Raw genomic sequence first — 17,258 nt, 5'->3', positions numbered from 1 at the left:
CATCGCTGCGCTTTCGCGCCTGTCGCTACCTCGCGATTGGCGTCGTCTACTGGCTGGTGCTCGTGCACGTCGCCGCCCGCTAGGACCGCGTCGCCCTCCTGCACTCGTCCCCAGAGGACTCGCCCCGCCCGACCGGCACGCTGCGGTCGTACGGGTCGACCTCCGCGCCGGCCTCGTCCGCCGGGCGGTCCGTGCCGAAGGGCGGGGTGAAGTAGCCCGTGGGGGCGCCGCAGCCACCGTTGGTCATGTCGTACTTGTACGAGACGATCGAGAACGTGCCCGGCTCGGTGATCACCTTGGCAGGGTCGTCCCAGCTCAGGACCAGCTCGCGCCGGACGATCGTGCGCACGATCTCGTCGTCGCCGCCCGTGTCCGCGCGGGTGACCGGGTAGACGAAGGTGACGTCGGCGGTCACCTGGAGCGCGCCGCGCTCGCCCTCCCGGTAGGTGAGCCGGCCCCGGGTCTTCACGACGTCGCCGACCAGGTGGGTGCGGGAGGGCTGGAAGCGGCTGAAGAGGAGGAGGGGGTCGTTCTTCTCGCTCGGGGTTCGGAAAGCGGTTTTCAGAAGGTCTTGGACGTCCTTCTGGTGCGGGTTGATCAGTGCAATCGCCTTCTCGGGGCGCTCGCCCCGCAGCACCCCGCGGTCCAGGCCGGACACGACGAGGAAGTCTCGGCTACGGGCGAGGGCCCGCTTGACCTCGGCCGCGCTCATCCAGCCGACCGCCTCGGCCTTCGGCACGGTGATTCCCGCCGCTCCGCTCGCCCAGCTCGCCGCCGGCGAGCCGCGGAACGGCTCCTCCACGGTGGGGCGTTGGGCCGCATCCGCCGGGGGTGCCTGGGTCGGGCGGGCGGTCTCGGCCGCCGACGCCGAGGAGTCAGCGCCGGCGAACAGGTCCACTATCGGCCCCGGCGCGAGCGCCACCACCAGCAGCACCAGCGAGGCCAGCAGCCCGGCCACGTACCAGCCCGTGCGCCGCTTGGGCCGCGCGGGCGTGTAGCTGCGCCAGCCCTCCGAGCCACGGCCGGGCTCCGCGCGCAGCCGCTTTGCCACGTCGCGGGCCCGCGCCGACGGCTCCTTGGGCGCGTCGGCGACACCCGCCACCGACTCGCGCAGAAACCGCTCCCACTCCTCGTCGGACCTGGACGAGCCGTCCGGCTCCGTACCCGCGCCCATCCCCAACCCCCTGGCAATCAGTAGACCGCGGCCCACTCCCACTGGGACGCGTCCGCATAATGACACAGAGCGCTGACAGCGAGGCCGGCTGGGCGGACGGTGTGGGCGCGCCCCCCTTTCTCAACTGGTCGGCGGAACAGCGGCGGGTTGGCGCAGCACACCGCGGCCAGCGAGGGCACCCCACTGGTGGTGGTCGGGTAGCACCCCTGGTCGTCCTTCGGGCCGCGGCTGTGCTGGTTCCGGATGAACTCGACGACCAGGTGCCGATCACCGCCGGCGGCGAACAAGTCGTCGTCGCTTTCCTCCAGTCGCTTCAGCAGCTTTCCCAGGTCGTGGCCGTGCACCTGCGATCAGGGTCTCCCGTAAGAGGCCGGGTCCGGGGCCCGGCGGGGTGTCAGTGGCTGAAGACGCGCTCGGCCTCGTCGCGGTGGGTGGTGTGCAGTTCCCAGTAGACGGGGGAGATCTCCTCGGGCTTGGCTGTCGGGAAGCCGGGGATGACCGACATGCCGATCGACACGTCGATGCCGACGTGGGCGGCTTGGATGCCGGTGTCGGCCAGTTCCTTGTGCAGGTTGATCGCCCAGTTGCGCAGCGCCGCAGCGGCGGCGTTGACGTTGCCGACCTGCGGCACGGGGTCGATGGAGCCGGCGCCGGTGGTGTACAGCAGGGTGCCGGCGCTCGCTTCGCGCATGGCGGGCAGCACCGCCTGAGTGGCGGCGATCGCTCCGTAGAGCTGGAACTCCATCTCGTGCTGCACATGCGACGGTTCGGTCGCACTCGGAGTGGTCAGGACGGTCGAGTCGAACCCGCCGACCGGGGAGTACTCCAGGACGTCGATGCCGCCGAACCGTGCGGCGGCGTCCTTGAGTGCCTGGGTGAGCGCGTCGCGGTCGAGCACGTCTGCGGGGAACGCGTCGGCGGAGATGCCCTCGGCGGTGAGCTCGCCGACGAGGGCGTCGAGCTTGTCGGGATTGCGCGAGATCAGGGCGACGTCGAAGCCGCGGGATCCGAAGGTGCGCGCGATGGCCAGGCCCAGCTGGGGGCCGGCTCCGACGATGGCGATGCTGGTCATGGTGATCCTTTCGTGAACGGTCACGGGGGACCGTGCGCGGGGTCAGGGCAGTGGGCGGCTGCCTGCGGCGCCGTCACCGCAGGGCCGTCCCGTCATCCGGATAGGGCTATCCGATTCTGAAACGGAAAGCTCTATCCGATTACCTCTGCTCAGCGTAACACCGAAAATGGATAGGGAATTCCGGTTGATAGGGTGGCGGGCATGACCCCTGACGCCCACCGGCCCGATGCCCAGCCCCTGCGCAGCGATGCCGAGCGCAACCGTGGCCGGATCATCGCCACTGCGCGGGCGGTGTTCGAGCGTGACGGCCTGGGTGCGTCGATGGCCTCCGTGGCCCGGGAGGCAGGGGTGGGGATCGCCACCCTCTTCCGTCACTTCCGCGCCAAGGAAGATCTGATCGCCGCTGTCTTCGCCGACCGTATGGATGCCTACGTCGCCGCTGTCGAGGATGCTCTCAAGGTCCCCGATCCCTGGGACGGCTTCACCGGGTTCATCGAGGCCATCTGCGCCATGCAGGCCGCCGACCGCGGATTCGCCGACGTGCTGACCGCGACCTTCCCCGACTCCGAGGCCCTGCAAGAGCGCCACGCAGCGGCCTACCACGGCTTTTTGGAACTGATCGGCCGCGCCAAGGACAGCGGGCGCCTGCGGGAGGACTTCGCGAGCCAGGACCTCGTCATCCTGCTCGTCGCCAACGCCGGGGTAGTCAACTTCGCCGGCGACGCCCTCCCTGACGCCTGGCGCCGTCTCGTGGCCCTGATGATCCAGTCATTCGAGGCCCCTGCGCGGGGCCCCCTGCCGGATCCGCCGCAAGATGATGCCCTCTACGAGGCCATGCGGCGTGCCGGGCTGGCGAATGTCACCGCGCGCGAGCGGAAGAGCAACGACTGACCGCGGCCCGCGTGCCGCGGAGCCGCATTCGTGAGCAGGGCATTGAATTTCATCGCCTTCTCCTGCTCGACGGGGTCGTTTTCGGCGATGACGCCGGGGTTGCCGAACCCGATCCACTGCGAGAACCGGTTGAACGACTCCACCTTGTTCGTCCAGGCAGGCGATCCGGCCCGGGGAGTGCCATCCGGCGGCGCGGACGGTGAGGACGGCGGCCGACGCCTGTTCGGGACTGGCCGGGCGGCGGCAGGTTGACGCGGCCTGGTCAACGGCACGGAGTACCCGGAGCATCGTGGTGCCAGCCGGTGCGAGCGGCTTCGCGGAAGCGTTCGGCGGCGGGCAGCAGACCCTGGACGTGGCCGGTGCGGTAGTCGATAAGGACCAGGACGTGCCCGAAGTCGGCGGCACGGACCTGCGGCGGCAGGGCGGCGAAGGTGGGCAGGTGGCATCGGCAGCCCGGTCGCAGCCTGGGCCAGGTGGCGACGGAATCGGCCGGGGTGGATCAGGCCGAGCGCGGCGAGGTAGCCATCGGCCAGAGTCAGGACACATAGGCGCCGGCAGGCATCCGCGTGCTTCGCGACCAGTCGGGTGTGACCTGGTTCCTCAGTTCCCCTTGGCGTCCTTTCCTTGGTCACTGTCGTGTTAGCCGGACGTTAGCGGGGCGGCAGTGTCGCGGTAGTGGCCCCGGCCAGAGTTGTGGTCGTACCGAGCAGACCACGACACCGACCTCCCAGGGGGACCCGAAATGCGCTCCAACACCACTGCCCGCACCGCCCGCCGTCGCTCCTTCCGCGTCGCCGCCGCGGTCCTGACCGCAGCCGCCGCCCTGACTCTGACGGCCTGCAACAACGACACGAAGGCAGAGGGCCAGGACAAGGCCTCGGCCGGGTCCAGCGGCTCGTCGGGTTCCTCGGACGGTGCGCAGGGTTCCGACGCCAAGGCTCCCGAGGGCGGCGGCAGCGCGCACGCGGGCGCCGAGCGCTGCCGCACCGAAAACCTGGAAGCCGCCTTCGCCACGGGTGAGGACGCGCTCCCGGCCCGGAACGAGGACGGGGGCGCGACGACCGCCACCATCGTCCTGATGAACAAGGGCACCAGCTCATGCAGGATCGGCGGCTTCCCCGGTGTGGACCTGACCTCGATCAACGGCGGCGAGCGCTGGTCCCTGGCCCGCTCCTCGCAGAAGTGGACCTCCGTGAACGTGGAGGCAGGTCAGAGCACCGAGTTCACCCTCAACCTCGCCTTCACCAAGGAGGAAGAGGGCTTCTACCAGCCGGCCTGGGTCGAGATCACCCCGCCCAACGAGACCAAGTCCCTCAAGATCGAGTGGCCCTGGGAGAACGACAGCCTCGTCGACCAGCGCAGCGCCACCCGCCCGGCCACCTTCGTCAACCCCATCGGCTGACCACGCCCTCCCCTGAGCGGCTGTTCCGACGCCGGGTGTCCGAAGACGTACCCGCCCGGAACGGCCTTGCCCTCCTGAAGGATGTCGGTCGAGAGCCGAAAGCCAGGGCGGGGACGCGCGACATGATTTTCCTCCCGGCCTCGACCGGGTGCCATCGGAGTTTGAGTCGTGGGTGATCAAGAGAGTGTGGCGGCCGGTGGGGTCCACTGCCGGGTACGCGGCCCTCGGCGTCGACCAGGACGCCGTCCCCAAGACCCTCGAGGGGGCGCGCCGGTTCCTCGACCTGTACATTGCTTCCCTGCTGGTCTGGGGGCTCGTCGCCATCGAGGTCCGGCTGACCGTGTTCGGTGCGGTCCTCATCGCGTATGGCCAATTGTGGCGGATCGACCGCCTGGGCATCTTCTACGACGTGGAGGCACCTGGACGTTGAAGCCGGTTCTGTAAAGGTTGCCGTGCACGCGACAATGTCAACCTGCCGACGGTTGGCGATACGCTGCGACCCTCATCGTCGGCCGTGGGCCGAACACCATCACCCCCGACCATGGGGGCCGTATGCCTTGGTGTGCGGCGCGATCGACGTGGTCCTCGGGCCCCTATCCGGCTGCCGACCCGCGCGCACGCCTTGCTGCAACACCTCGAACAGCACCTTCACCGTCCCTGAACCGTCAGGGCTCGAGGTCGACCACGCCCTTGCCGCTGGAGATGTCCAGCGGCACCGAGACCTGGTCGTGGGCGATCAACCAGGCGCCGTCGATCTTTCGCATGCCGTAAGTGACCCGGACCCACATACCGTTCGGTGTCACCCCGTTCGGCAGCGTGCCGCGCAGGCGAGCGAAGGCATGCCCGAAGGCCACCCCGTCGCCCACGGTGAAAGTCAGGTCGCGAATCTCGTAGGTCACGGTCTCGAAGAACAGGAACACCTGCGCCCAGTTCTTGAGTTTCGCCGCTATCCCGGCATGCTGGAGCGGCGGCTCGACATCGAAGGACACGACGTCGGTCGTGTACAGCTGCCGCAGGGCCTCGAGGTCCTTGGCCCGCAATGCTTCGACCAGCTTGTCGATCTGCCCGCGAATCTCGACTTCATCGCGGTCGGCTTGTGCTCGAAAGTCGTTGGCTGTAGTCATGGTCCGTTTCCTCATGAATGGGCGAGGGTGGGTTCGGCGGTGGCACGTAGGGGTGCCATCGCGGTGCTCCAGGCGATGAGCTGATCCAGCGTTTTGCCCAGGGCAGCGACATGGTGATCGCGTGGTGTGAAGGTGGTGTGGTTCTCGAAATCGGTGAGCACCGAGATCGCGACCTGATAGCCCACGTCGGCCATGCCGAGCGTGCTGCAGACCGTCCGCAGCTGCACCACGGCGCGGGCGCCGCCGTTGGCACCGTAGGAGACGAAGCCGACCGCCTTGTTGGTCCATTCGGCGAACAGATGGTCGAGGGCGTTCTTCAGCACTCCGGGCATCCCGCCGTTGTATTCCGGGGTCACCACCACGAAGCTGTCGAACGGAGCGATCCGCTCGGCCCAGGCGCGGGTGTGGGCGTGGACCGACGGGCCGAACATCGGCGGCATCGGCTCGTCCAGGTGCGGTAGCGGGTGGTCGCGCAGATCGATCAGTTCGAATTCTGCGTCGTCGCGCTGTGACGCCGTGTCCAGGACCCACCGGGCGATCTGCGCGCCGTTGCGGTTGGGGCGGGTGCTGCCGAGGATGATGCCGATTCTGGTCATTTCCGAACTCCTGTCTTGCTTTGCGAGTGTGCTGACTTCCGACGACGCAGCCGGCCGGAATGTCAGGGCGTCACGATCAGGCGAGGTCGTCCAGGCTCGAGGGGAGCCAGGCTTGCAGGTTCGCCGGGTCGATCGGGATCGAGACATGTTCGTGTGTGATCAGCCAGCGGCCTTCCAGCCGCCGCAGGCATGATGTCTCCCGGACCCAGATCGCGCTCTGGAGTCCGTTGGCGCGGGTTCCCGAATCCAGGTGCAGCATGTTGGCGAATGCGATATCACCATTGGTCACGATGGTGCGTTCGTGTGTTTCCAGGCTGATGGGACCGTCGTATCCGTCGAACCATCGGATGAAATTGCGGCGTATCTCGTCGGTTCCCCTGAACCGCAGCGGGGGGACGGCGTCGTAGTAGACGATTCCGGGTGAGTAGTGCCGCATCAGGCGATCGATGTCCTTGGACTGCTGCGCGGCGCGGCGAGTTGCGAAGAATTCTTCGACTTCGGAATTGCCGGTGATCACCGTTGATTCCTTTGTTTATTGAGTTGCCGGATGGGTGATTTCGGCTCGCATCCGCTCTTTCGGCGTCGCGATGTCCCACACCCGAACGGTGCCCTGCGCATCGTGGTAGGCGCCGGTGCCGCCGGTGATGGCCATGTCGAGCGGACTCTCACCGGTGACCCAGAGCGATTGCATGGTCAGCGATCCCTGCTTAAGCCTCGCCGTGAGCAGGCACTGTGTGGTGATCTTGGCGCCGTCGACCTGGATGACCTGGCACGAACCCCCGCCTTGCCCAACCCTGCGGCCGTCCTTCAGCAGCCAGCCGGAATAGACGTAGAGATCACCCACGCTGGTGCCGGCTGGCGGCAGGTCGGGGGCCGCGTACTGGTCGTTCTCGACCGCGAGTTCCAGGATCTCGGGGTGCTCCGGCGGGCTCGCGGAGCTGGCCTCCGCCCCGTAGGCCCTGAGCCCACCGCCGACCAGCAGCGACCCCGCGGCAGCCACGACGATGGCTTTCCTCAGCGCTTTCATCGGATACATGAATTTCTTCCTCGTCTTCGGAATCGACCGACACCGAAGAAGTTATAACTCCGAGGGTATTTTGACTAAGACCAATATCGCTATGGCGTTATAGCTGTGGGGGTATGTGGTCCGCTGGGCATCCAGTCCCAGTCGATGATCGTGCTGCGCAACCCGCGGGCGGCGGCCGAGAGGTGGTTGCCGGTGCCCCAGTACAGGGTGAGCGTTCGGCGGCAGTCCGGGTTGTCGACGGCGATCCAGGCGGCAGAGGCGCTGGGGATCGAGCGTTTGGCGAGGTCGGGGACGAGACCGATGCCGAGCCCCGCCTTGATGAGTTCCACGATGGCGCTCAGCTCGTCGCCCGTATTGGCGCGGCCGTGACATCCCCAATGGCACAGGTGGAGGACCGATCGACCCGGTGCGGCATCACTTGCCAGCCCTGAGCCGCCATGCCTGGCGCGCGCAGCGGAAAGAGAGGCCAATGACGGCGAGCGCCAGGAAGCCGTGAGCCGTGACGGCGGGAGGAACTCTGGCCGGAGTCGGATCCTCCCTGCTCATCGCGGCCCTCGCCTTCCACGGCGCGAGGCTCAAAGAGGCGAAGATCGGCGTCCTGGGCGCCGTGCTCTGCGCCTTCCTGACCAGTCGGCTCGTCACCGCAGTCATCGGGACACTGCCGTGCCCCGCACAGCGACGCGCGCTGCTCGGCGATGCGGAGGCGATCGTCGATTCGGCCGTGCCCATAGCCCCCCACCATGACCACGTGCGCGGGCTACGACACGCTCCCGTCACTGTTGTGGAGTACGGCGACTGTGTGTGGACAGGCGGAACCGGTCGTCCGCGAGTTGCTCGGCCACTGGGGCGCCCTGCGCCTCGAACATCTGCGCCGCGGCGCCTACGTCATCGGCAGCCCGTCGGCCGCGGTGCGAGCCGCCCGGGAGCGAGCCGCCGCAACAGCCTGATGACCGGCTCGGTAGCCGTCGGGAATGCAGGAGCGGGGGGTGGCGTTGACAGGAACGTCGCTGACATGGGCGGGTCAAGGGCCCGCCGGATGTGAGCGGGAGGAGGAGCTCATGGCACGCACCACCGTGCGCCCCGTCGTCACGTTGAAGTCGACGGCCGGGACCGGCGTCACCTACGTGACGCGCAAGAACCGTCTCAACGATCCCGACCGACTCGTCCTGCGCAAGTTCGACCCGGTGGCCGGGGAACACGTCCTCTTCCGCGAGGAGCGATGAACCCAGCCGTTGCCCTTTCGCGGACGGTCACGAGGAAGGAAACATCATGAAGCCTGGAATCCATCCCGTCTCCCGGCCGGTGGTCTTCCGCGACCGCGCGGCGGGCGCGACGTTCCTGACCCGTTCGACCGTGCACACGTCGCGGACCATCGAGTGGGAGGACGGCAACACCTACCCGCTGATCGACGTCGAGACCTCGTCGGCCAGCCACCCGTTCTACACCGGCACCTCGCGGATTCTGGACACCACCGGCCGGGTGGAGCGTTTCGAGCGGCGCTACGGCCGCCCGGCGTCGGCCGGCCGCTGACCGCGGACCGGCGCGTAAGCAGGAGGAGAACATCATGAAAGTACGCAAGTCCCTGCGCTCGCTGAAGTCGAAGCCCGGTGCGCAGGTGGTGCGCCGCCGGGGTGTGACCTACGTGATCAACAAGAAGGACCCCCGATTCAAGGCCCGCCAGGGCTGAGCACTCCCCTCCGCCTGGTCGGCCCGGCCCCTCGATCAGCGGGTGACCGGGCCGATCGACGTAGGCGGCAGGCGACGAAGATGGCCGCCGCCACCTGCTCCGCCCTTGTCCGAGTCCCATTCCGGGGCAAGGAGCACACCGGCTGGTGTGCGGGAGGCCATGCCGCTGGTCAAGTGTGACATCGGCAACCTCGCCGCCGCTGACCTCAGCCAGATCACCCGCGCAGTGAAGCGCAAGCTCAAGACGCTGCAGTACTGACCGAAGGTCATCGACGACTGCCTCGCTGGCACCGACCTGGTGCTGGACGCGTGACCACGCTGGCCGACCAAACGGCGATAGGTCGGGCTTCGTCGGAACCCAAAGTCTCTGGTCGGATACGGTGCCGGAATGACCGAGAGCCTGCCTTCTGACGTAGCCGACGTGCTTGCGACAGTCCTGCACTCGGACAATCCGATTCATGCCGCGCTTCGAAGGCAGGTTCCGCACCTCAGGGTGCGAGCTCGCTGCACATGCGGGTGCGGTACCGCCTACTTCGAACTCGACACCAGCAAGGTGGAGCCCGCCCCCACCGGCCCCAGCACCGTCGTGGCGGCCGAAGCGCAGCTCATCACCGAGGCCGGCGAGAGCCCCGGCGAGGTCCTGGCCTTCACACAGGGCGGCTACCTGTCGTGGCTGGAAGTCTGTTCATGGAGCGACGACATCGAGGTGACGCTGGCCTCCGCGCGTCATTGGCTGCAGCCACGCTCCTGATCCGTACTGGCCGGCGTCCAACTATCTCCAACTGCACGACACCACAATCCGACCGACATCGCGAGTTTAAGAGTGCCCGGCAGTAGGCGTTGGCTTCGGCGGCGCTGCCAAGATGCAGCTCGCATCCGACTCGCTGTTCACATGGCTCGCCCTGACGCCGGAGAAGTTCTGGGTGAACTTGAACCCGGACCAGCCCGACAAGATCATGGACAACAAGTTCGCGTCCACCGACGCGGGCAGGATCCTCCTCGACGCCGACCTGGACATGAAGCACGACTTCGCCGCGGCCATCAACCCGGAGAAGTTCGCCGGCGCCAAGCGGTTCTGGGACACCCAGCCCCGCGAGGACGGCATCCCGTGCTTCCCGGACGTCCGTCTGTGGATCGAACCCGAGGTCGCCAAGGTCCGTGAGGAGAACGGCGGCGTCTATATCCTCGACACCCCGCTGAAGGTGTCGACGGAGTGGATGGACATGGACTGGTCCGCGCCCGGCGCCCACCAGTGCACCTGGACCGACGCCGAGAAGCGGTTCAGCGAGACCAACCTGCGCCAGAACGTGATGCCCGAGGTCGCGAAGCGCGTCAACAACGACCCCAAGTACGCCGACCTGCGCCGCGTCTACACCTCCCGCGTCGCCGCCGAATACATCCGACAGCAGGACGCGAAGAAGCCCACCGACTTCCACGACATCATCAACAGCAATGATGTGAAGGCGTGGCCGCTTCGCGCGCCGAATGACAAGTGGACCAAGCAGGGCACCTACGACCGCTATATGAAGTCTGCCCGTGAGGGCGTCGAGTGGTTCAAGCTCGAATACGACGGCACGACCTTCAACCAGGGCGTCGGCGGCGTCGACTTCTCGAAGCAGCCGAAGCGGAACATCACACGCACCCAGTTCCGGGTCCAGAACCGGGACCTGGACAACACCACCACGAACTCCCGAAAGTCCGAGGACGCGTCGTACCGGGACACCGACACCCTTTACCTCGGGGCCGGACCCGGAGGCGGTGGCAGCGACGAGGACCCGGGCGGTGACCCCACGCCCACCCCGACACCCACCCCGTCGGACACCGGCAAGCCGAACGACCCGCCGTCGACTCCGGCTCCGGACCCGTCGACTCCCGGCGGCGGTGACGACAAGCCGACGCCACCCGCGACGAAGCACCCGGACGGCCACCTCGCCGGCACCGGATCCGACACCCCCGTGGGTCTCATCGCGGGTATCGCCGCCGCCCTCGCAGCGGTCGGGGGCACCCTGACGTGGTGGATGCGCCGCCGCAAGGCCGCTCATGAGTAACGACTTCCAGAGCAACAGCAGGGGTTGAGGCGGGCTGTGAAATGAGGACGGTCACGCGGGGTTCTCAAGGTGTGAAACACGAGGTACTCCGAGTGGCCCTGTCCCTGTGAGTGCCGGACACGGTGTCACCTCGCTACTGTCGTGCCGGTCTGATCACTTTCACAGTCCGTGGGTGTAACGGGCCAGTGCGGGGAGTTCTGCGCACAGACCCTGCGGTGCGCGCTCGGCGCGACAACACCCCTTCGACAACACCCCTTCGACAACACCCCTTCGACAACACCCCTTCACGGATGGAGAGTTCCGTACCCCGAGGGTTCTCCGGGGCTTCCCCGATGTCCTGTCCGCCGTCCGGCTGGTGAGCTGGGCTCATGGGATCACATCGGTTACGTCGTCGCCCTCTGGCGCTGCTCTGCGCATGGGCCGCCCTGGCTCTCGCGGCCCCGGCACTCGCAGACTCCTCCGACCCGCCCCGTCGCGCGCACGACCGTACGCAGGCGGCTCTCGACCGGATCGTCGCGCAGGGCACGCCCGGAGTCATCGCCCAGGTGCGGGACGGACACGGGGTGTGGAACGGCCGGGCGGGCCTCCGCGACCTCGCGGGACAGCAGCCGCGCGCCGTCGGCGAGAGGTTCCGCATCGCCAGCGTCACCAAGACCTTCACGGCCGTGGTGCTGCTCAAGCTGGAGGCCGAGGGGCGCATATCGCTTGACGACAGCGTGGAGCGGCGGCTGCCGGGCGTGGTGCGCGGCGAGGGATACCGCCCCCGGCACATCACCGTCCGCCACCTGCTCAACCACACCAGCGGTATCTACGACTACAACATGGACGAGGGTTTCCGAGCCCTGTACGCGGGCGACGCCTTCGACCAGAACCGCCACCGGCGCTGGGCACCGCGCCAGTTGGTGGACATCGCCCTCGCCCATCCGGCGAACTTCCAGCCGGAGCAGGGCAGCCGCCCTGGCGAGCCCGGCGAGTGGGACTACTCGGACACCAACTACATCCTCGCCGGAATGATCATTGAAGAGGTCACAGGCGGCACGTACAAGGCGGCTGTCGAGCAGTACCTCATCAAGCCGCTGGGCCTGCGCGGCACCAGCGTCCCGGGCGCCTCCCCCGTCCTGCCCGACCCGCATGCCAGGCACTACTCCACGCTCTTCGAGGACGGACCGGACGCGAAGGTGCGCGATGTCACGGAGTTCAGCCCCACGGTGGCCTTCTCGGCCGGCCAGATCATCTCCACGGCCGACGATGTGAACTCGTTCATGACACGGCTCCTCAGAGGCGAGTTGCTGCCCGCCGCACAGCAGCGCCGACTGCTCACGGCCGTGTCCGTAGCGGGGGACAAGGGACATGGCGGTGAGGACGACCTGTACGGCCTCGGCATACGCCGCTTCAAGCTCGACGGCGACGGCGACGGCGACGGCGATCGCGACGGCGACTGCTGGGCCTGGGGACACGGCGGCATGATCCCCGGCTCGGGAACCCGCACGGTCGTCTCCGGTGACGGGCGGCACGCCATGACGATGAACCGCAACGGTGACTGGGGCGAGCAGAAGCTGGAGGACGCCGCCGTCATCGCGGAGTTCTGCCGGTGAGCCGGCCCTCGGCGCGACCCCAGGAATCCGTTGGACGGTAGCATTTCGCCTGCGGGCCGCATGGTGGACGCGGGGCCAGGGGGAAGCGTGGAGAGCACCGGACATCACAGCGACTCACTCGTCGTGCTGACCGCGCTGGACGTGGAGTACGAGGCCGTTCGGGCACATCTGGTCGATCTGCTGCCGCGAATGCACGCGTCCGGCACCCTGTTCGAGGTCGGCCGACTTGTCGGTACGTCATGGCGTGTAGCGCTTGCCGAACTCGGCGACGGCAACCAGGGGGCGGCCGTGCTGACCGAGCGGGCGATCGCCATGTTCCGCCCGCGGGCTGTGGCGTTCGTCGGGGTGGCCGGGGCGCTCAAGGGCGATATCGAGCTCGGCGACGTGGTCGTGGCCACGCATGTGTACGCGTACCACGGCGGAAAGGACGAGGACGGCGAGTTTCACTCCCGCCCGAGGGTCTGGCCGGTGCGCCAGGAACTCGACCAGCTGGCCCGCTTCGCCCGCAGGTCCGGTTCATGGACCGGATCGCTGCGGGAGCGCCCGCCCGGCACCTCCCTCCCGGCCGTCCACCTCAAGCCCGTGGCCGCCGGGGAGGTCGTCCTCAACTCGGCGGACTCGCCCCTGCGCCGGCAACTGCGCCGGAACTACCAGGACGCCGCCGCCATCGAGATGGAGGGCGCCGGCGTGGCGCAGGCCGCCCATCTCAACGCGGCCTTACCCGCCCTGATCGTCCGCGGTATCAGCGACCGGGCCGACGGGAAGAAGTACGACGCCGATGCCCAGGGCTGGCAGTCCCGCGCGGCCCGCAATGCCGCCGCCTTCGCTTTCTCCGTTCTCCGCGCACTGCCGCCCGGTGGCGATCCGGCCCCACCCGGGCCGGGAAGTTCCACGGGCCCGGCGCCGGCGTACGAGTTGGGCCCGGAAGGGTCGGCGGCACCGGAGCCGGCACGGGCACCGGATCCGGATGAGGGGAGGCCGTCGGACAGCGAGTCGGCCGCACACCGGCAGCTCCTCCGATGGGCACGGAGGTTCTCGGACGATCTGGACGTCGTGGCCTCTCCCCGGCCGGACGGCGGCACCGGCTCCCCGCCGCAGCTCAGCGGCGGGCTGTATGTGCGGCGCACCGTCCAGGACCGGGTGATGGAGGCCCTCTGCGACGGTGATCCGCAGGCAATCCTGGTGACCGGGGACGCCGGGAACGGCAAGAGTAGTCTGTTGTGGGGCATCGCCCAGGACCTGACCGCGCTGGAGGACACCGAGGTCTTCCTGGTGAACGCCGCCTGGCTGTTGCGCCCCCTGAGCGGCACCTCCGGAAGCCCCATGCTGACCTCCCGGACAGTGGTGTCCGGGGCGGATCATGCCCGGGCCCGGGGGCGCGCACCGGTCGTGCTCCTCGACACCGCCGATCTGCTGCTGCACGACGACTTCCACGAGATGGCGCTGCTCGACCTGTGCGAGGACCTCGCCGCCGCTGGTGTCCGCCTGGTGCTGACATCCCGGCCGGAGGAGGCGAACCGGCTGCGCACCGGCTTCGTCCGGATGTCGCTGGGCCCCTACGACGACGGCGAGATCCCCCACGCCATCCGTGGACACGCCGCGCTCTACTGCCCCGATGCCGTGCCCCGGGACGACGGGGCACGGGTGCGGAGGCTGATGGAGCCCGTCGCCCGCGGACTGCCGGTGCGCGAGGTGTGCAGAAGCCCCCTCCAACTGCGGCTGCTGTTCGAACTCGCGCGGGACGACGGGGCGTTCCCCAGCGCCGAGATCGACGCCACCGGCCTCTACCGTCGCTACTGGGACCACCGGGTCGTCACCGATCGGCGCGCTTACGGCAACCAGAGCGCCACGGCGCCGGAGGATCTCTCATCGATCACCGGTGCGATCGCCGTCGTACTCATGTCGGCCGGCCGGACCGAGCTGTCCCACGGGGACCTGGTCGAGCGGCTCACCTCGGCGGACGCCGGCCCCCGCCCCTCGCTGCCGTACGAACCAGCCCGCGTCGGGGCGGCCATGGATCTGCTGATCGACCGGGGCGTGCTGGCCAGAGGAGCTTCGGACGGTATCCACTTCTTCCACCAGACCATGTTCGAGTACGCGGCCGCGCGTGGCCTGCTGCGCCTCACCGGGGTGCGAGCGCTGCGGTCGCTGTCCGAGTGGGTCGGGTCCCATCCCCATGACTTCTTCGTCGGGGCGATCCTCGAACAGTTCCTCATGCTCGCGGCGGGGCCGGAGCGGTATCGCGGCCCGGTACGGGACACGCTGAGCCGCATGGCAGCGCACCCGGACGCCGTGATCCTCCATACCGTCGCGGTAGCCGTCGCCGCCCGGAACCCGGCCGTGGGCGTGCCCGTTGAGCCTCTGCTCGCGACGGCGCCGCACGGCGTCGCCCGGCGGTACGCGGTCCTGGCCCCGACCGTACGCGACACGGACGTCGACGCACTCCTCCCGCAGCTGCGCGGGCTGTGGGAAAGGAAGGAACCCAGTCTGCAGGAGGCCGTGCTCGAAGCCCTGGAACGGCTGGCCGCGCAGAACTCGCTCGCCGTGCACGCCGCCCTGGCCGACTGGGGCTGCGTCCGGGAACTGACGGGGCGCCGTACGGGCAGCGCGGGCATCGACATTCTGCCTCGGCTTCTCGTGCTGACCTCACACCTCGATGTGGCATCCGCCCAAAGGGGTCTCATGGGGGTGCTCGACTTCGCCCTGTCCCGGGGGTTGGCGCAGCTGGCATCCGGTGTCATGACCCTGTGGGCGCGGCACTGGAGAACATTGGGCTCGCCGGAGTGGGCCGCCGCGGTCCAGAAGCGGATCCAGCGTGTGCGCATCGCGCCGAAGTCGGGGGACGTCGAAATCTTCCGAACAGCCCTGGCCAGGGTGGTGGCCGCCTCCTGGACCCATGACCACGGGCTCCCGGGCGACGGCGCCGACGGCCGTCCCGACACCGGAACCCACCCCTGGACACACTGCCTCGACCGTACGTTGGCGCTGCTCGAAGCGGACGACCAGGACACCGTGGGCAATGCCGGACTCATCGCCGTCACCGCGATCCTGACTACGCTGCCGCACGGACACTGGGCCATCGAGACCACCCTCGACCGCTGTCTGGAGATGACCGGCCACGGAGCGCCGCACGCACTGCAGCACCGCATGGTCTTCCCCTCGCTGCTCAGCAGCGACTGCGCCGCGGCAGCGGTTCTCATGCACAGGCTCGCGGCCATGCTGAAGGCACTGCCCTGCCCCGAAAACCAGCCGGTCACGCCCTCGAAACGGCGAGCACTGGTCGCCCGCCGGATCCTCGCCCACCGGGACGTTCCCCCGCACCGCGTCCGGCAGGTCCTGGAACACTCCGGCTGGGACGCCGACTCCGACGTGTGGCTGTCCCGGGACGGCTTGGCGACGCTCCTGCTGCCGGCCGCGCTCGGCGGTCACCCCACCGCGGTCCACAGGATCGAGAAGGCGACGACCGCCCCCGCAGCCGCCCGGAGCCTCATCCGCCGTTCCCTGCACCGAGCGGTCACGGACGCCGGTCTCCACACCGAGCGCCACATCGGCCTGCTGGTGACCCTCTCACTCTTGGACGCCGATACCGTGCTCCTGGAGGCCATCACCACCGGCCGGGCCAAGAAGGGCACCGGCCCGCTGACACCCCTCGCCCATGAGCGGGCGCTGGGCGCACTACGGGCATCGGCCCCGGCCCTCACCGGACTGATCGCGGACGAAACGGCCGAGGGCAACAGCGGCAAGCGGCAGCGCCAGGCACTGACGCTCTGGGAGTGCTCCGTGTCCGCCGGTGTTCTCCCCGCGCCCGGCCTGACCGATCTCCTTCCGCGGTACGGCATCTTCTCCGATCAGAAGACCCGGGCGGCCTTTGTCGGGCTGGTGGGAACCATCGCCGCGCGCGAACCCGGCCAGTACCCCACGGCAGACCGCTTCCTTTCGGAGCTGGTGTTCGACGCCGCGGGGGACATCCCCCACCTCGACGACACATCGGCCGGCACCCGAAACGCCGCGCGGAAGGCGCTCCTCCACGCCGCCTGCGAGTCCGGCCCTCTCACCCACACGGCCGTCACCAAGGCCCTCGACCTGGCTTTCGCCCCACCGACCGACGCCGGACTGATCAGCGGGCTCGGCCAGCTGGTGCGCCGGCTCAGCACCGCACACGGCGCGGCACCCGCCACCGAGCTGCTGATCCGCGTCATCGGCAGGGCCGTGGCCGCACAACAGGGCCCGGCCGCGGAGAACCACCTGGCCAAGGCGCTCCGCGGCGCGATGGACAGCATCTTCGACCACGGTTCCCCGGCTGTGTACCGGAGACTGTGGGAGCACCTCAAGGAGCCTGGTGCGGAGGGCGACGTCGGCCACGTGGCTTTTCCGGAACGGTACGCCTTGGGGCTGGTGAGCTGCGCGGTCCGCCGTGCCTATCCAACAACCCGCCACGACCTGGAAGAACTCGTCGCACACCCACGGGTGCCGCAGCGCACCAAGATGTGGATCAGCGACCAGCTCAGCGCCCGGTCCCGGGAGCACACGGATCACGACCTCAGCTGGGTACTGGGAGGTGAGGGGCCTGACCGGCACCTCCCACACCCCGTCAACCCGAGCTGAGGACCGGAGTCGACCGCTACGACTACGGAGCATCCAGC

The 17,258-nt window shown here is 68.8% G+C and carries 20 protein-coding genes and 1 pseudogene; 11 read left to right on the top strand and 10 right to left on the bottom strand.

Annotation, left to right across the window (positions count from 1 at the left end; translation table 11 throughout):
* Positions 1-79: 79 nt before the first annotated feature.
* From ACH4U7_RS22070 to ACH4U7_RS22060, 3 genes are read right to left on the bottom strand one after another with little or no spacing between them, the layout of a single operon-like run.
* A complete protein-coding gene (locus ACH4U7_RS22070) occupies positions 80-1,174 on the bottom strand; it encodes a hypothetical protein (protein ID WP_398529560.1) in 1,095 nt (364 codons plus the stop codon).
* A 17-nt stretch (positions 1,175-1,191) separates the two neighbouring features.
* Entirely contained in the window at positions 1,192-1,518 is a 327-nt protein-coding gene (locus ACH4U7_RS22065) for a hypothetical protein (RefSeq protein ID WP_398529559.1), read from the bottom strand.
* A gap of 50 nt (positions 1,519-1,568) precedes the next feature.
* A complete protein-coding gene (locus tag ACH4U7_RS22060) occupies positions 1,569-2,246 on the bottom strand; it encodes an SDR family NAD(P)-dependent oxidoreductase (RefSeq protein ID WP_398529558.1) in 678 nt (225 codons plus the stop codon).
* 201 nt (positions 2,247-2,447) lie between these two features.
* On the opposite strand from ACH4U7_RS22060, the gene ACH4U7_RS22055 reads away from it, so the two are divergent.
* On the top strand, positions 2,448-3,137 hold the full coding sequence (locus ACH4U7_RS22055; protein WP_398529810.1) for a TetR/AcrR family transcriptional regulator: 690 nt from the start codon (positions 2,448-2,450) through the stop codon (positions 3,135-3,137).
* A 23-nt stretch (positions 3,138-3,160) separates the two neighbouring features.
* Here ACH4U7_RS22055 and ACH4U7_RS22050 read toward each other — a convergent pair.
* Positions 3,161-3,295, bottom strand: a pseudogene (locus tag ACH4U7_RS22050) (Tn3 family transposase); the annotation flags it as partial.
* Between the two features lie 584 nt (positions 3,296-3,879).
* Between ACH4U7_RS22050 and ACH4U7_RS22045 the strand changes: the two are divergent.
* Both ACH4U7_RS22045 and ACH4U7_RS22040 read left to right on the top strand, forming a co-directional pair.
* Entirely contained in the window at positions 3,880-4,539 is a 660-nt protein-coding gene (locus ACH4U7_RS22045) for a DUF4232 domain-containing protein (RefSeq protein ID WP_398529557.1), read from the top strand.
* A 172-nt stretch (positions 4,540-4,711) separates the two neighbouring features.
* Positions 4,712-4,969, top strand: coding sequence for a hypothetical protein (locus ACH4U7_RS22040; protein WP_398529829.1), 258 nt, complete (start codon positions 4,712-4,714; stop codon positions 4,967-4,969).
* Positions 4,970-5,204: 235 nt separating this feature from the next.
* On the opposite strand, the gene ACH4U7_RS22035 is transcribed toward ACH4U7_RS22040, so the two are convergent.
* The 6 genes from ACH4U7_RS22035 to ACH4U7_RS22010 all read right to left on the bottom strand — a co-directional run bounded on the left by ACH4U7_RS22035 (position 5,205) and on the right by ACH4U7_RS22010 (position 8,015).
* Complete coding sequence (locus tag ACH4U7_RS22035; RefSeq protein ID WP_398529556.1) at positions 5,205-5,663, bottom strand: YybH family protein; 459 nt, start codon at positions 5,661-5,663, stop codon at positions 5,205-5,207.
* An 11-nt stretch (positions 5,664-5,674) separates the two neighbouring features.
* A complete protein-coding gene (locus ACH4U7_RS22030) occupies positions 5,675-6,259 on the bottom strand; it encodes an NADPH-dependent FMN reductase (protein WP_398529555.1) in 585 nt (194 codons plus the stop codon).
* A 76-nt stretch (positions 6,260-6,335) separates the two neighbouring features.
* Positions 6,336-6,776 carry a YybH family protein gene (locus ACH4U7_RS22025; RefSeq protein WP_398529554.1) on the bottom strand — a complete coding sequence of 147 codons (441 nt, stop codon included), beginning with the start codon at positions 6,774-6,776 and terminating at the stop codon, positions 6,336-6,338.
* 15 nt (positions 6,777-6,791) lie between these two features.
* Positions 6,792-7,295 carry a hypothetical protein gene (locus tag ACH4U7_RS22020; protein ID WP_398529553.1) on the bottom strand — a complete coding sequence of 168 codons (504 nt, stop codon included), beginning with the start codon at positions 7,293-7,295 and terminating at the stop codon, positions 6,792-6,794.
* Positions 7,296-7,375: 80 nt separating this feature from the next.
* Positions 7,376-7,756, bottom strand: a complete 381-nt coding sequence (locus ACH4U7_RS22015; RefSeq protein WP_398529552.1) for a LysR family transcriptional regulator substrate-binding protein — start codon at positions 7,754-7,756, stop codon at positions 7,376-7,378.
* Positions 7,701-8,015 (bottom strand): hypothetical protein, encoded by a 315-nt coding sequence (locus tag ACH4U7_RS22010; protein WP_398529828.1) that lies wholly within the window; start codon positions 8,013-8,015, stop codon positions 7,701-7,703. The genes ACH4U7_RS22015 and ACH4U7_RS22010 overlap by 56 nt, the downstream gene beginning before the upstream one ends.
* An 11-nt stretch (positions 8,016-8,026) precedes the next feature.
* On the opposite strand from ACH4U7_RS22010, the gene ACH4U7_RS22005 reads away from it, so the two are divergent.
* From ACH4U7_RS22005 to ACH4U7_RS21970, 8 genes are all read left to right on the top strand, one after another.
* On the top strand, positions 8,027-8,233 hold the full coding sequence (locus ACH4U7_RS22005; protein WP_398529551.1) for a hypothetical protein: 207 nt from the start codon (positions 8,027-8,029) through the stop codon (positions 8,231-8,233).
* 111 nt (positions 8,234-8,344) lie between these two features.
* Positions 8,345-8,509: a 50S ribosomal protein L33 gene (gene rpmG / locus ACH4U7_RS22000; protein WP_398529550.1), complete on the top strand. Its 165-nt coding sequence runs from the start codon at positions 8,345-8,347 to the stop codon at positions 8,507-8,509.
* A 46-nt stretch (positions 8,510-8,555) separates the two neighbouring features.
* Complete coding sequence (locus tag ACH4U7_RS21995) at positions 8,556-8,816, top strand: type B 50S ribosomal protein L31 (protein WP_398529549.1); 261 nt, start codon at positions 8,556-8,558, stop codon at positions 8,814-8,816.
* Positions 8,817-8,850: 34 nt separating this feature from the next.
* A complete protein-coding gene (gene ykgO / locus ACH4U7_RS21990) occupies positions 8,851-8,973 on the top strand; it encodes a type B 50S ribosomal protein L36 (RefSeq protein ID WP_398529548.1) in 123 nt (40 codons plus the stop codon).
* 387 nt (positions 8,974-9,360) lie between these two features.
* On the top strand, positions 9,361-9,723 hold the full coding sequence (locus ACH4U7_RS21985; RefSeq protein ID WP_398529547.1) for a hypothetical protein: 363 nt from the start codon (positions 9,361-9,363) through the stop codon (positions 9,721-9,723).
* 112 nt (positions 9,724-9,835) lie between these two features.
* Positions 9,836-11,020 carry a hypothetical protein gene (locus tag ACH4U7_RS21980; RefSeq protein ID WP_398529546.1) on the top strand — a complete coding sequence of 395 codons (1,185 nt, stop codon included), beginning with the start codon at positions 9,836-9,838 and terminating at the stop codon, positions 11,018-11,020.
* A gap of 368 nt (positions 11,021-11,388) precedes the next feature.
* Positions 11,389-12,615 carry a serine hydrolase domain-containing protein gene (locus ACH4U7_RS21975; RefSeq protein ID WP_398529545.1) on the top strand — a complete coding sequence of 409 codons (1,227 nt, stop codon included), beginning with the start codon at positions 11,389-11,391 and terminating at the stop codon, positions 12,613-12,615.
* 87 nt (positions 12,616-12,702) lie between these two features.
* On the top strand, positions 12,703-17,220 hold the full coding sequence (locus ACH4U7_RS21970; protein WP_398529544.1) for a hypothetical protein: 4,518 nt from the start codon (positions 12,703-12,705) through the stop codon (positions 17,218-17,220).
* Positions 17,221-17,258: the final 38 nt, after the last annotated feature.

This window comes from Streptomyces sp. NPDC020845 (assembly GCF_044334165.1).
Taxonomy (GTDB): Bacteria; Actinomycetota; Actinomycetes; order Streptomycetales; family Streptomycetaceae; genus Streptomyces.
Note: the sequence above shows the minus strand (reverse complement) of the source record. Positions and strands in the feature narration are given on the sequence as shown.

Coding starts and splice junctions, on each gene's coding strand:
- ACH4U7_RS21980 (WP_398529546.1), top strand. CDS start 9,836: ATGCAGCTCGCATCCGACTCGCTGTTCACATGGCTCGCCCTGACGCCG.
- ACH4U7_RS21975 (WP_398529545.1), top strand. CDS start 11,389: ATGGGATCACATCGGTTACGTCGTCGCCCTCTGGCGCTGCTCTGCGCA.
- ACH4U7_RS22035 (WP_398529556.1), bottom strand. CDS start 5,663: ATGACTACAGCCAACGACTTTCGAGCACAAGCCGACCGCGATGAAGTC.
- rpmG (WP_398529550.1), top strand. CDS start 8,345: ATGGCACGCACCACCGTGCGCCCCGTCGTCACGTTGAAGTCGACGGCC.
- ACH4U7_RS21985 (WP_398529547.1), top strand. CDS start 9,361: ATGACCGAGAGCCTGCCTTCTGACGTAGCCGACGTGCTTGCGACAGTC.
- ACH4U7_RS22055 (WP_398529810.1), top strand. CDS start 2,448: ATGACCCCTGACGCCCACCGGCCCGATGCCCAGCCCCTGCGCAGCGAT.
- ACH4U7_RS22010 (WP_398529828.1), bottom strand. CDS start 8,015: ATGGGCACGGCCGAATCGACGATCGCCTCCGCATCGCCGAGCAGCGCG.
- ACH4U7_RS22005 (WP_398529551.1), top strand. CDS start 8,027: ATGACCACGTGCGCGGGCTACGACACGCTCCCGTCACTGTTGTGGAGT.
- ykgO (WP_398529548.1), top strand. CDS start 8,851: ATGAAAGTACGCAAGTCCCTGCGCTCGCTGAAGTCGAAGCCCGGTGCG.
- ACH4U7_RS22030 (WP_398529555.1), bottom strand. CDS start 6,259: ATGACCAGAATCGGCATCATCCTCGGCAGCACCCGCCCCAACCGCAAC.
- ACH4U7_RS22045 (WP_398529557.1), top strand. CDS start 3,880: ATGCGCTCCAACACCACTGCCCGCACCGCCCGCCGTCGCTCCTTCCGC.
- ACH4U7_RS22020 (WP_398529553.1), bottom strand. CDS start 7,295: ATGTATCCGATGAAAGCGCTGAGGAAAGCCATCGTCGTGGCTGCCGCG.
- ACH4U7_RS22070 (WP_398529560.1), bottom strand. CDS start 1,174: ATGGGCGCGGGTACGGAGCCGGACGGCTCGTCCAGGTCCGACGAGGAG.
- ACH4U7_RS22060 (WP_398529558.1), bottom strand. CDS start 2,246: ATGACCAGCATCGCCATCGTCGGAGCCGGCCCCCAGCTGGGCCTGGCC.
- ACH4U7_RS21995 (WP_398529549.1), top strand. CDS start 8,556: ATGAAGCCTGGAATCCATCCCGTCTCCCGGCCGGTGGTCTTCCGCGAC.